Annotated in this window: 14 protein-coding genes; 1 reads left to right on the plus strand and 13 read right to left on the minus strand. The window is 32.4% G+C overall.

The window, feature by feature from the left end; translation table 11 throughout:
• The 11 genes from HMPREF2542_RS08315 to ychF all read right to left on the minus strand — a co-directional run.
• The coding region (locus tag HMPREF2542_RS08315) for a transposase (RefSeq protein ID WP_398578086.1) at positions 1-204 on the minus strand (204 nt) is incomplete at its 3' end.
• A 224-nt stretch (positions 205-428) separates the two neighbouring features.
• A complete protein-coding gene (gene ftsH / locus HMPREF2542_RS08320; protein WP_003071681.1) occupies positions 429-2399 on the minus strand; it encodes an ATP-dependent zinc metalloprotease FtsH in 1971 nt (656 codons plus the stop codon).
• Between the two features lie 20 nt (positions 2400-2419).
• Positions 2420-2962 carry a hypoxanthine phosphoribosyltransferase gene (gene hpt / locus HMPREF2542_RS08325; protein ID WP_003071680.1) on the minus strand — a complete coding sequence of 181 codons (543 nt, stop codon included), beginning with the start codon at positions 2960-2962 and terminating at the stop codon, positions 2420-2422.
• A 5-nt stretch (positions 2963-2967) separates the two neighbouring features.
• Positions 2968-4245 (minus strand): tRNA lysidine(34) synthetase TilS, encoded by a 1278-nt coding sequence (gene tilS, locus HMPREF2542_RS08330; RefSeq protein WP_058670004.1) that lies wholly within the window; start codon positions 4243-4245, stop codon positions 2968-2970.
• Positions 4242-5522, minus strand: a complete 1281-nt coding sequence (locus HMPREF2542_RS08335) for a serine hydrolase (protein WP_058670003.1) — start codon at positions 5520-5522, stop codon at positions 4242-4244. Before HMPREF2542_RS08335 ends, tilS begins: the two co-directional genes overlap by 4 nt.
• Positions 5515-5643 carry an SP_0009 family protein gene (locus HMPREF2542_RS10210; RefSeq protein WP_261674405.1) on the minus strand — a complete coding sequence of 43 codons (129 nt, stop codon included), beginning with the start codon at positions 5641-5643 and terminating at the stop codon, positions 5515-5517. Before HMPREF2542_RS10210 ends, HMPREF2542_RS08335 begins: the two co-directional genes overlap by 8 nt.
• 2 nt (positions 5644-5645) lie before the next feature.
• On the minus strand, positions 5646-6014 hold the full coding sequence (locus HMPREF2542_RS08340) for a septum formation initiator family protein (RefSeq protein ID WP_003071674.1): 369 nt from the start codon (positions 6012-6014) through the stop codon (positions 5646-5648).
• Positions 6007-6273, minus strand: a complete 267-nt coding sequence (locus tag HMPREF2542_RS08345) for an RNA-binding S4 domain-containing protein (protein WP_049476378.1) — start codon at positions 6271-6273, stop codon at positions 6007-6009. The genes HMPREF2542_RS08340 and HMPREF2542_RS08345 overlap by 8 nt, the downstream gene beginning before the upstream one ends.
• Before the next feature lie 79 nt (positions 6274-6352).
• Entirely contained in the window at positions 6353-9847 is a 3495-nt protein-coding gene (gene mfd / locus HMPREF2542_RS08350; protein ID WP_058670002.1) for a transcription-repair coupling factor, read from the minus strand.
• 3 nt (positions 9848-9850) lie between these two features.
• A complete protein-coding gene (gene pth, locus HMPREF2542_RS08355) occupies positions 9851-10420 on the minus strand; it encodes an aminoacyl-tRNA hydrolase (RefSeq protein ID WP_003071667.1) in 570 nt (189 codons plus the stop codon).
• Positions 10421-10492: 72 nt separating this feature from the next.
• A complete protein-coding gene (gene ychF / locus HMPREF2542_RS08360; protein ID WP_006270350.1) occupies positions 10493-11608 on the minus strand; it encodes a redox-regulated ATPase YchF in 1116 nt (371 codons plus the stop codon).
• A 146-nt stretch (positions 11609-11754) separates the two neighbouring features.
• On the opposite strand from ychF, the gene HMPREF2542_RS08365 reads away from it, so the two are divergent.
• Positions 11755-12255 carry a YehR family lipoprotein gene (locus HMPREF2542_RS08365; RefSeq protein ID WP_003071664.1) on the plus strand — a complete coding sequence of 167 codons (501 nt, stop codon included), beginning with the start codon at positions 11755-11757 and terminating at the stop codon, positions 12253-12255.
• 86 nt (positions 12256-12341) lie between these two features.
• On the opposite strand, the gene HMPREF2542_RS08370 is transcribed toward HMPREF2542_RS08365, so the two are convergent.
• Complete coding sequence (locus HMPREF2542_RS08370; RefSeq protein WP_003071662.1) at positions 12342-12539, minus strand: DUF951 domain-containing protein; 198 nt, start codon at positions 12537-12539, stop codon at positions 12342-12344.
• Entirely contained in the window at positions 12539-13675 is a 1137-nt protein-coding gene (dnaN, locus tag HMPREF2542_RS08375; RefSeq protein ID WP_006268813.1) for a DNA polymerase III subunit beta, read from the minus strand. Before dnaN ends, HMPREF2542_RS08370 begins: the two co-directional genes overlap by 1 nt.
• Positions 13676-13803: the final 128 nt, after the last annotated feature.

A 13803-nucleotide genomic window follows, 5' to 3' on the forward strand; every position in this document is an offset into this window, starting at 1 on the left:
CAGTAGTTGAAGTATATTTTGCTGTTTCTTCATCGTGGCTTCATAGATGGTCACGCTTTTTCGCTCACATAAGTCCCGTATGATTCTTCCGATACTTACTTTGTATCTACCGTAAATGAGCTGACGACGATACTTGGGGGACGAAAACAATATGATATTACAATTCCACTTGGTATATGATAAGCTTTCATTAGCCTCTCTCATGGACTACCTCTTTTGTGATAGTTAGTAGTGGCAGGAAAACCACTTCTATCTTAGCATTTTAGGAGGTTCTTTTCTTACCACGATAAAAGCTATCCGGAACTACTAGCACAGCTAGTGGTTTGCAAGAGACAATAATGCAAGAGAGGACGAAGTTCGTCCTCTCTTGATGTTAACTGATATCAAACTTACTACAGTTGACAATGAGCCATTTTTGTATTTTAAACTTATTCTGGCTTTTGCTCTTCCATTTGGGATTTCACTTCATCATAACTCAAAGCATGCGAAGAACTTACACTTGGTTCATCAGGCATTTCGCCAGTTTCATACAATGATTTAATTTGATGACTATCAAGTGTTTCGTATTTAAGAAGAGCTTCTGCAATCAATTTATGCTTTTCACGATTGGATTGGATAATTTCTGCTGCTTTGTTGCGCGCTTCATTAAGCAAATTACGTACTTCCTCATCAATTTCATATGCAGTCTGCTCGGAAATTGATTTTTGTGGACTTGCAGCACCAAACATTGCATGGTTTCCTTCATATTGAACTGGACCGAGTTTTTCACTCATACCATACTCTGTTACCATGGCACGTGCCATTTGTGTAGCTTGCTCAAAGTCATTTGAAGCACCTGTAGTTTGGACATTGAAAATAATTTCCTCAGCAACACGTCCTCCCATCAATCCTGCAAGTTGTTCCTTCATATCTTCTTTAGATAAAAGAGTTTGATCTTCTTTCGGGAGAGCAATCATATATCCACCCGCACGACCACGAGGTACAATAGTTACCTTGTGCACAACACGTGCATTTGATAAAACAAGCCCAACAATTGTATGTCCTGCTTCATGATACGCAACAATTTGACGATCACGTTGTGAAACTGTCTTATCTTTTTTGGACGGTCCTGCGATAACTCGGTCCTCTGCTTCATCAATATCAGAAGCATCAATAACTTTTTTATTCCGACGTGCTGCAACAAGAGCCGCTTCATTTAAGACATTTTCCAAGTCAGCACCAACAAAACCAGGCGTTTGTTGAGCAACTAGTTTTAAGTCAACATCTTCTGCAAGAGGTTTATTTCTAGCATGAACACGCAGAATAGCTTCACGACCCTTCACATCTGGTTGACCAACAAGAACCTTACGATCAAAACGACCAGGACGCAAAAGAGCTGGATCCAAAACGTCACTTCGGTTAGTAGCAGCTATGACGATAATCCCTTCATTCCCCTCAAAACCATCCATCTCAATCAAGAGTTGGTTAAGAGTTTGTTCACGTTCATCATTACCTCCACCAAGACCAACACCACGTTGGCGACCGACAGCATCGATTTCATCAATAAAAATAATAGCTGGAGCTGCCTTTTTGGCATCTTCAAAAAGTGAGCGAACGCGGCTAGCACCAACACCAACAAACATTTCAACAAAATCGGAACCTGAAATACTAAAGAATGGAACACCTGCTTCTCCAGCAACAGCTTTAGCAAGAAGGGTTTTACCAGTTCCTGGAGGACCTTCAAGAAGAACACCAGCTGGTATACGAGCCCCTAGTTTTGTATAACGTTTAGGATCTTTTAAAAATTCAACAACTTCAACTAATTCTTGTTTTTCTTCTTCCGCACCTGCTACATCAGAAAAGCGAACCTTTATATCTTCTTTATTTGTCGCACGAGCTTTATTACGTCCAAAACTCATAGCTCCACGCGCTCCGCCGCCTCCGCCTTGGTTCATCATAGAAAACAGGAAGAAAGCAAAGATAGCAAATGGCACCAGAGTAGTCAACACCTGAATCCACACACCACTTGAACTTTCACGTTTAATAGTGATTTCAGTTCCCTTAGCTGAAGCTAATTTTTGTAATTCAGATACTGTTAAATCTGAAGGCAAAATAACACTAGTAAAGCGACTTACAGATGTAGAAGAGGGAGTAAAAAACTGAATACCCGTGTTATCTTTTACTTTCTTTTCTTTCTTATAAGTACCTGCAACTTCAATAACACTACCATTTGGTTGATAGCTAATATCCTTTACATTTCCATTTTTAATTTCTTTAACTAGCTCAGTATAGTTAATTTGTTGACTACGACCTACAGAACTTCCAGCTGAAAAATACTGAAAACCTGTAATAACAACAACAATAATTAAAATATATAAGAAAGGATTTTTTATAAAACCATTATTTTGTTTATTTTTCATCTATCTATCAATATACCTTTTTATTTTGTATAAACTTCTTCTTTTAAAACACCTACATAGGGAAGATTCCGATAATTTTCATCAAAATCAAGACCATAGCCGACTACAAATTCATTTGGAATCGTAAAGCATGTGTAATCTGCTTCAATATTAACTTTTCGCCCTTCAGGCTTATCCAAAAGTGTGGCAATTTTAACAGATGCAGCCTTTTTTTCTTTAAATAATTCACAAAGACTTTTCAATGTTTTTCCTGTATCGATAATATCCTCAACAAAAAGAATATGACGTCCAGTAACATCTTGATCAATGTCTTTTATGATATTAATCACACCACTACTAGCAGTTCCGCCATGATAGCTTGACACTAACATAAAATCCATTTCAATGTGGGTATCAACATGCTTTATCAGTTCTGCCATAAAAGGAACAGAGCCCTTGAGAATTCCTACAAAAATAGGATTTTGCCCCTCATAATCACTAGTTAATTGAGCCCCTAGTTTTTGGGCTGCTGTTACGATCTCATCATGTGAAACCAAAACTTTCTTAATGTTTTGTTCTAGCATCTCTTTTACCTATCTAAATTTTGTATATAAAGTTTGTTATACATTATATCATTTTTTTGACTCTTACTCAAATCACTTGTTACGATTCCAGCAATTGCTAAAATTTTTCCATTTTGCTCAATAATAATAGCATTTTTTCTTTGATCTATAGGGATTTTTTGATTAATAAAATAACGACGAAGCTTTTTATGGTGTTGGTTCAAAATAATTTCATCTTGTTCTTTTCTATGTCGAAGTAAAACTTCTGTTTCACGTGAAACAAACACTTCTTGGATTTCTTTTCCACGAAGTTCTTTTCCAAAAGAAAAGCGATAATGACCATATTCCACAATGTCGTTATATTTTAACAAAATTGAATCTTCTTTTAAATCAGACTGTGGACTGATTTTACGAATCTCAAAATAATCATAATTTTTATATAATTCATAATCTGATTTAATCAATTGAGAATAGTTAGATTTTTTATTCAAAATAGTTAAAAGATCAGCAAACTGTGCTTTGCTTACTTGTAAATCAGGAAATTTCTTTAAATAAGTCTGTAGCAAAAAACTTTGTACACAATAAGGTTGGTATTGGAATTCCTTTACATTTGTTAATTCAATATTCTTCGTTAAATATGCTAATGCATCTTGCATTTGAGAAATCTCTGTTCCCAATTCTATTAAATGTTTTTTTAGTTGTGGATTTTCTTTTTCCAAAATTGGGAAATAATCGTTTCGAATCCGATTGCGCAAGTAATGATTCTCTTGATTTGTCCAATCTTCAAAGTGAAAAATAGTAGGGAAATCTGATTTTTGAAAAGAAAGCAACGGTCGTATCAATTCTCCATTTGCAAATTTTTGTTTTTCTTTCATTCCTGAAATATGAAATAAACGACTGCCACGCAAAATTCTCATAAAAATTGTTTCTGCTTGGTCATCAGCATGATGTGCTGTTACTAATGCCGTACATTGTTCCTCTTTCATGATTTTTTTGAAAAAAGTATACCGAAAGTCACGTGCTTTTTGTTCTGAAAATGGACCAGAAAAACTCGATGTAAAAATCTTTACACCAAGTTTCTTTGCTATTTTTTTTAGTTCTTCTTCCTCAAAATCAGATTCTTTTCTCACTCCATGATTAATATGAGCAAGTAAAATTTCTATTTCTAATTTTTCACGATACTTATAAAGCCAGTCAAACAAGGTCATAGAGTCTAGTCCACCAGAAATAGCAAGTAAAATTCTTCTATGATATTTAAAATAGCCTTTTTTTTGCACCAATTGAAAAAATCGTTGTTCCATCATTTCAAAACCTCATAAACATCATCTGCTATTTGAGAAATGGTATCATAATCAGAATGATTTGTAAAAATAGACAGAACAAAAGGAGAGCTGGCATAAACAAGAGCAACATCATGCTTAAAATCATAAGCATCCCCAATTTTATGGGCAACTTTTACATTTATATTTTTAGAAATACGCTGCTCATCAAAATTTGTTTGCGATAATGCATTGATAATATCACCATTTTGTTCATAGATAGCTTCCATCACATTTCCTGCCATCTTTGCTGAAGCATTGCGTTTTTCCACATCCCATTTTTTCCCAGCAATTTGCTTAATTGTTGTTTGATAAGTACTGTCTGATTGATTAGTAATATAATATCCTAAAATATTTGTAGCTGCATTATCTGATTCTTTTGCAATATGGTTCATCAAATCTTGAATGCTGTAGTCCTTATTATCTGATTTTTTAGAAATGCTTCCACTACCTTCGGTATCATAAGCACCTGAATAGTCATTTACAGCAGGGATATATTTTAAACCAGAGGATAGCCTATATTTTCCTTCATTTAATTGCTTCTGAGCATAATAAAGAATAAGAAGTTTTGCTACACTAGCAGAATACATTTCCACGTCTGGGTTAATACCAGCAGTTTTTCCAGAATTTAGTTGTTTTACATAGATAGAATAGTCTGTTTTATTGTACTTACTTCTTAAAATTTCTTGAACTTTATCCATACGATTGTCTGTATCAGACAGATATTTCATATCAATCCAACCTTTGCCTTCAACATAAGCATACTTTCCCGATGCTGTCTCAGCCAGTTGAGTAATTTTCACTGAATGATAAGGTAGCAGATTTGTCTTAACTTCTTTTGTTCCGTTTACAAAAGCTTGATTATAAACTACAAATGACGGCTTGAGCCACATTGTTTGAAAAACAGCTATGCTTGATTGAACAACATCATCATAAATCATTCGTTTATCAGCAGGAACGAATTTTCCATCAGCGAGTTTAAATACTGGAATACCTTGTTCATTGACCTGTAATTCAGAAAGTTTAATTGATGTATTCGGAGTTAAATTCCCAGCTACTTTTTCCAATTTTAATGATGTATAAGTTGGAATTTGCTCATAAACATTTGGATTTGTTGGAAGATCAGTATAATAGTTACTGTATATCGTACTAGTGATTTCATACTGTTGCTTTGCAGTCAGTTCTACATCTTGTTCTGTACTTACTACTATGTTTGCAGTGAAGAATGTCGGCAACAATAATAGAAATAATAACTTACGCATAATCTCCCCCTTCCTTTTTGAACTCTTCTAATTTCAAAGCTTGATTCTTTTTGGACAACTCTTCTAATTTTTCATCTGAAAACTCCAAAAATTGTTCAACTGTTTGTAATAAATTTTCCATTTTTACTGTGGCAACAATCCTGGGATTGTATAAACACGTTCTCCTTGCTTAGAATAATAGTATTTGGCGCGTGCATACTTAGCAGCATATTCTTCATCTTTTAATTTATTAGCAAAAGCTTTTTGAGATTCTTTTTCGTTACTTATTTCTTCATATTTCTTTTGCAAATGTGTCAATTGTGATCGACGTTCTAGTAAATTTTGATAACTTTGAATCAAATTAAATGTCGGTAAAATAAACAATAAGATGACTAAAATCAATACCCAACCCATAAAGCGATTCTGTTTTCTTCTTTCCTGCTCTAAATAACGGCGATGTTGATTTTCATCTCGTATATAGCGATTATTTAATTGAATAATATTTCTAGCCATCTACTTCTACCTTTGTTTCTTTTATAATGTCATACATTTTAGCGGCGTCTTCTTTTTTCGTGCTATCTTTCATTTCCAGAACACGGACTAATAAAATTTTATTTCCAAAACGAATCTCTATTTCATCATTGATTTTTAAATTTGCTGAACTTTTAGCTAAAATTCCATTTACTTTGATTCTTCCCTTATCGGCTACTTCTTTAGCGACAGGACGACGTTTTATAATACGGGATACTTTCAAATATTTATCTAATCTCATAAAGTTACCTCAATTTATTATTTTACCATTTTTTAAAAAAATATTATAGATGAAAGTGAAACTTTACAGAATTGTAAAGTTAGCAATCTTTCTTTTGATTTTTAATTTCTACTAATTTTTCAGAAAATTGCAGAAGTTCTTCTAAAATTTTATAATCTTTTTTATTTTTTACATTAAATATAACTTCAATCAATCCTTTATTTTCTGAAATTCTTGCTTGTAAATCTGTTACGGAAAGGGCTTCAAAATAATCTTGAGTTAAGAAAAAACGTTGAGAAATTTTTTCAAACCGAACCACTACAGATTGTTGTTTTCTCTCAATGAGTTGCACAAAAACTTGATCTAAATAAAATTTTATAAGACCAATTTCCAATAGAAAGGCAACAACATCTGGATATTCTCCAAAACGATCAATCAACTCATTCTGTAATTCTTCATAATTTACACGACTGTCAATCTCATGAATCCGTTTGTAAATTTCAATTTTTTGCCTTTCATCAGCAATATAATCACTAGGAAGATAGGCATCAATTTGTAAATTAATTTCAGCATTTCCTTTTTTCCTTTTTGTCTCTTTTCCTTGTCTCTTAGCAATAGCTTCCTCCAGCAATTGAGAATACATTTCAAATCCAACAGAATCAATAAAGCCAGATTGTGAACTTCCTAAAATATTTCCTGCACCACGAATGGATAAATCACGCATAGCAATTTTAAAACCAGAACCCAATTCTGTAAAACCTTTTATAGTTTCTAAACGTTTTTCAGAAACTTCTGTTAAAGACTTGTCAGGATGATACATGAGATAAGCATATGCAATACGATTACTACGACCAATACGCCCTCGCAATTGATATAAAGTTGATAATCCCATGTGATCTGCATTTTCAATAAAAAGAGTATTAACATTAGGAATATCAACACCAGTTTCAATAATCGTCGTTGTTACTAGAAGATCATATTCCCCATTGATAAAATCAAGTAAAGTACTTTCAAGAAGAATTTCACTCATTTGACCATGCACATATCCAATAGAAGCCTCTGGAATCAGTTCTTTCAATTCTGAAACTTTTTGCTCCATTGTGTCAACTTTATTGTAAAGATAGTAAATCTGCCCCCCTCGACCTATTTCTCTTAAAACTGCATCTCTAATGACTGTTACATTATTTTCTAAAACATAGGTTTGAACTGGATAGCGATTTGTTGGAGGAGTTTCAATAACTGATAAATCACGTATACCTAACATAGACATGTGAAGCGTACGAGGAATAGGGGTCGCCGTCAAGGTTAAAACATCAACTTTCGTTTTCAACTCTTTTAATTTTTCTTTATGTTTAACTCCAAAGCGTTGTTCCTCATCGATAACAATGAGTCCCAAATCAGCAAATACAATATCTTTTGACAGGAGGCGATGTGTTCCAATAATAATATCCACCTGCCCTTTTTTTAGTTTTTCTAAAATTATTGTTTGTTCTGATTTACTTTTAAAACGACTTAATACTTCAATATTAATAGGAAAATCATTGAAACGTTCCTTAAAATTCGTATAATGTTGTTGTGCTAAAACCGTAGTGGGAACTAAAATTGCCACTTGTTTATGATCGTTTACTGCTTTAAAAGCAGCTCTCATAGCTACTTCCGTCTTTCCAAAACCAACATCCCCCACTAAAAGACGATCCATAGGATGATCACTTTCCATATCTTTTTTAACTTCTTTTATAGAACGCAGTTGATCTTCTGTTTCTACATAAGGAAAATCATTATCAAATTCTTGCTGATAAATATCATCACTAGAAAACGCAAATCCCTTTAGTTGACTTCTTTCTGCGTAAAGTTTGATTAAATCCTCAGCAATATTTTCGACCTGATGTTGCACTCTCTGTTTATTTTTTTGAAAACGCCCATCATTTAATTTATTAAGCTTAGGCGCTTTACCATCACTCGCAACATATTTAGATAGTAAGTGAATCTGATCAACAGGAATAGAAATACGATCTGCATTTTGATATTGAATAGTAAGATAATCACGATGAATTCCTGAAATTTCAATCGTTTCAATTCCTAAATATCGACCGATTCCATGAACATTATGAACAACATAATCTCCTTTTTCCAGCTCATTATAATTTTTCAAACGTTCAGCATTAGAAATATTTTGCCTGCGAATTTTTCGTTTTACTTTTTTTTGCAGAATATCATATTCAGTGATCAAAACGATTTTTTCGTCTACAAAATTAAATCCTTGAATTAAACGTCCTTCTACTAATTGAACAGCATGTTTATGAATTTTAGTATCATTAACATAATCAAGTGGAATTTCATATTCTTGTAAATTTTTATGTAAACTTTGTAAAGTCAATAAAGAATTTGATTGTATAATAACTGTATAGTTAGATTTTTTATATCGACTAATTTCCTCTTTCAAAAGCTGAAATTGACTAAAAAATTCCTGCATAGGATACTCATTAAACTGATAAAGAGAATCAAATTTTAAATTTCCTAATCCTTTATGAAAATTTGAAAAGAGGGTAGCTGGTTTATACTTTCTAAATATTGAATATGTATCTGCAAAATAAGATTGATTTGCAACAGCTTTGCTTTTTTGTAAACTTTCTGTCAATAAATTTGTTGCTTCTAATTGAAATTGAGCATTCTTATTCATGATCTTTTGAAAGTCATCAAAGAAAATTGGGCTATGTTTTGGAAGATAATCAAGAATTGTCCATTCATTTTGATAAAAATAAGACAATAATTTTCTAATATCAGCATGTTGAGTCTGTTCTTTTATACTAGTTAAAATTTCCTCTAAATAGGATTTCAACGTCAAATCTACAGTTTTTTCTATAAGATTTTCTATTTTTTTCTGTGCATTTCTATAATTTACTTTAGTAAATATGATATCTGTAGCAGGATGAATACGCACATGTTCTACATTTTGAATAGAAATTTGATTTTCAGGATTAAATAGACGAATACCATCAACTTCATCACCAAAAAATTCAATTCGAAAAGGCATTTGACTAGAGCGCTCAAAAATATCTAAAATATCACCTCGAAGACTGAACTCTCCTTGATTCAATACTTGTGATACTTGTTTATAACCTGAATTTGACAATTGATGAATCAAATCTTTTAATTCATATTCACTTCCTATTTTCAAATTAATATAAGCCGAATTAAAGTTAATGGGATTAGGTAAAAATAGTTGACTAGCAGCCACATTAACTATTAAAAATCCTGATTGTTGAGAATCTAATAAGAAATCTAGAGCTTCTAGACGAGCAAAAATCTTTTCTTGAGAAGAGAAGACAAACTCAGCTAATGGAGTATCATCTGCAAGAAATGTATATACTTTTTCCTCTCCCAACAATTCAATCAAATCACTAGAAAGTTTCTCCGCTTCACTATAACTAGACGTTAAAATCAGAATTTTATGATTCTCCTCTACACAAGAGGCCATGGTGATAGCCTTACTTGAAGATGACAATCCCATCAATAGTTGTCGAGTTGATTTATTTAGATTTTTTTGCCAATCAGCTATTTGTTTATTTTGATTAAAAAACTCAATAATATCCATTTTTTATCCATTGTATTGTTGCATTGTTTGTTCAAAATCATTAGACTGTAAATAATACTTTACAGCATCGTCAACCTTGTCAAGTGTATTTAAAATTATAGCATAATCTTCTTTTGCAAATTTTCCTAACACATGGTGAATAATTGTCATATTATTTTTGGGACGACCAATACCAATTTTAATTCGTTTAAATTCTTGAGTTCCAATATGTTTAATAATTGATTTGATACCATTATGCCCACCAGCAGATCCTTTCGTCCTAAGTCGTATTTTTCCTACTTCCATATCTAAATCATCGTAGATAACTACTAAATCCTCAATATCTAATCCATAATAGGATAAAAGAGCATGAACAGCCCTTCCACTCTCATTCATAAAAGTTGTCGGTTTTACAAAATACACTTTCTCACCATTAAAAAAGGTAGAAGCTAGTTCTGCTTGAAAAATTTTATCAACTGTAAATGTTAATTGTTTTTCTTTACATAGTTTGTCAACCATCATAAATCCGATATTATGTTTTGTCTCAAAATATTTTTCTCCAGGATTTCCTAACCCTACAAACATCTTTACCATTTTTTACCTCCAAAAAGACCAAAAGGGCTGGAAAAGTTTTTCCAACCTTATTTATATTTAATTTACATTACTTTACACATTAAATCTAAATTCCATAATATCGCCATCTTGAACGATATATTCTTTTCCTTCTTCGCGTAGCCGTCCTGCTTCCTTGACTGCTTTTTCACTCCCATATTTTACTAAATCATCATAAGACATGGTTACAGCACGAATGAAGCCTTTCTCAAAGTCTGAGTGAATAATTCCAGCTGCTTGTGGTGCTTTTATGCCACGTTTAAATGTCCAAGCTCGAACTTCCTTTTCTCCTGCTGTAAAATAAGTTCCAAGTCCTAATAAATGATAAGCTGCTCTGGTTAATTTATCAACTCCAGATTCATCTAAGCCCATTGCTTCTAAAAATTCCACCCTATCTTCATCATCAAGTTCAGAAATTTCTTCTTCAGCACGCGCAGATATGACAACTACCTCTGCATTTTCAGTTGCTGCAAATTCGCGAATTTGTTGAACATAATCAATATTATCAGGATCTGCTACCTCATCTTCACCAACATTAGCAACATAAAGCACTGGTTTTGTGGTCAATAAAAATAATTTTTTGACAATCTTTTGTTCTTCCTCATCAAATTCAATGGTACGAGCTGATAAACCATTTTCCAAAACTGGCTTAATTTTTTGCAAAACATGAAACTCAGCTACTGAATCTTTATCTTTTTGGGTTCGAGCAACTTTTTCCACACGTGCATAGCGTTTGTTGATACTTTCCAAATCTGCTAAAATCAACTCAAGATTAATTGTTTCAATATCAGCCATTGGGTCAACAAAACTCGACTCACGTCCTTGCTCACGCATAACATTTTCATCATCAAAAGCCCGCACTACATGAACGATAGCATCTACTTCACGAATATTAGCTAAAAATTTATTACCAAGGCCTTCACCCTTCGACGCTCCCTTGACAATACCTGCAATATCTGTAAACTCAAACGTTGTTGGTACAGTCTTTTTAGGAACAATAAGTTCTGTCAACTTCTGTAAACGGACATCTGGTACTTCAACCATACCAACATTAGGGTCTATCGTCGCAAAGGGATAGTTAGCTGCTTCTGCTCCCGCTTTTGTAATTGCATTAAATAAAGTGGATTTTCCAACATTAGGCAATCCCACAATTCCTGCTGTTAAAGCCATTTCGCGCTTCCTTTCATCTTTTCAATTCAATAAATCATTATACCATATTTACAGCCATTTGACTTACAACTTAATCATTTTAATAAAATATTGCATTTACCTCATAAAAATATTATAATTTTATTAAGCTATAGGAGGTAAATACCATGAAAAAAAGTTATTTTAAACAATTGTTACTTGGCTTTGTTACAATTGTTTCACTAATTATCCTTGGAGCATGTGGAGCCCAAGAAAAAACAATGTCATTCCAAAGAATTGATCAAAATTTACAATATGACTTACGATTAACTTATTATTATAAAGGAGATATTGTCACAAAACAAACTACTGATTCATTTTGGTCTTATAAAACATTAGGAGCTACTAAAAAAGAAGATGTTAAAGATAGAATTGATAAAGCTTCACAAATGTATCAAAATATTAAGGGGATTAAAGAAAAAGTTGTTTATGAAGATAAAGGAGTTAGAGAAAGTTTAGAAATTAACTTCAATAAAGTAGACTTTGATAAATTAGTAAACTTACCTGGAATGTACACAGATAAAAATACAAGAAAATCTAAAAAAGTTAGCATGAAAGCTAGTAAAAAGTTCTTAACAAGTAAAGGTTTTAAAGAAGTTACAGATGGTAAATTTGAAAAATTAAAATAAAATCAAAACGGGTGGTTTATTTGTCTTGCACCTTACGGAGCGAGATGGACTGAAAGTCACATAATTATGAAAAAAGTTCTAGGAAATTAATTTCCTAGAACTTTTTTCAATTTTCGTCCAAAATCATATCGGCTCATCATCACAATATGTTGACAATTTGTACAGCGAATTTTAATATCTGCACCTACTCGAATAATTTCCCAACGATTTGCTTTTTTGCCTGTGGATTTAATGATACAAGCATGTGGTTTTTTCATTTCAACAAAATTTCCTACATTATACATTAATTTGTTCTCACTGGTGTAATCAATTGAATAAAGTTTTCTGTGTCATCATTTGGTACCAAAGTGAATGGGCGAACAGCTGAAATAAAGCTGATTGTAACTTTTTCACTGTCAATAGCTTTTAAAGAATCAATTAAATAAGTTGGATTGAAACTAATGGTTAAATCTTGACCTGAAATACTTTCAGTATCAATTTCTTCATTCACACGTCCAACTTCAGGGGAGTTAACATGTGCACTAACTACACCATTTATAATTTCTAATTTTACTGTTCCATTTTGAGTCGCATTTGAAAGAAGACGTGCACGTTCCATTGCATAACGAAGATTGTTAGTATCAAAAGTAATTATGTTATTAAAATCAGTTGGAATTAAACGATCGGTATCAGGATAGTTTCCTTCAAGAAGCCGTGTATAAAAGCTAATATTTTCACTTCTAAAGAGCAATTGATTATTTGTGAAGTAAATTTCTACTGTTTCAATATCATCCGTAAAAACGGCTGAAAATTCACGTAAAGAACGACTAGGAATAACAACATCAAAGTTATCTCCATTTTTTTCTAAAATAATTTGCTTTTGACTCATCCGATGAGAATCTGTTGCAACTGTCTTTAAATTTTTATTTTCTGTTAAGACAAAATGAACTCCTGTTAAAATCGGACGACTTTCTTGTGTACTAGCTGCAAAAGCTGTCTCATTAATGATATTTTTAAGAACACTTGTTTCAAGAACCAAGGGATTACTTGCTGAAATTTCTTGAATACGAGGATATTGATCTGCATCTTTTCCTTTTAAAGTGATTTCTGATTTTCCACTTGTTAGGACAATCTGCTTTTGATCAATTTCTTTAAAATCAAGTGTTATATCAGGAAGACTTGATACTACATTGATGAAAAAAGTTGCTTCAAGTAAAATAGAGCCCGAAGAAGTTACTAAAAGCCCTGCATTTTCGTTTTTAATTGAAATAAAATTTTCAATAGAAATTTGACCATTAGAGCCAATCAATGTAATCCCTTCATTTGTGACATCAATTTTTACTGTAGAAAGAATTGGTATAGCATTTTTGTGACTAATAGCCCGCTTGGTGGTATTTAAAGCTTGTAAAAATAAATTTTTATTGATTGAAAAGTTAATCATAGAAACTCCTTTTATTATTTTATGATTATTAAGTTAGTAGTAATAGTAGTTTGTGTGAAACTTGTGGAAAAGTTTTCAAATTAGTGTTCGAGTGCAGAAATAAACTTGTTTATAAATTGTGAATAACT

This window comes from Streptococcus sp. HMSC034B05, from assembly GCF_001809055.1.
GTDB classification, from domain to species: Bacteria; Bacillota; Bacilli; order Lactobacillales; family Streptococcaceae; genus Streptococcus; species Streptococcus constellatus.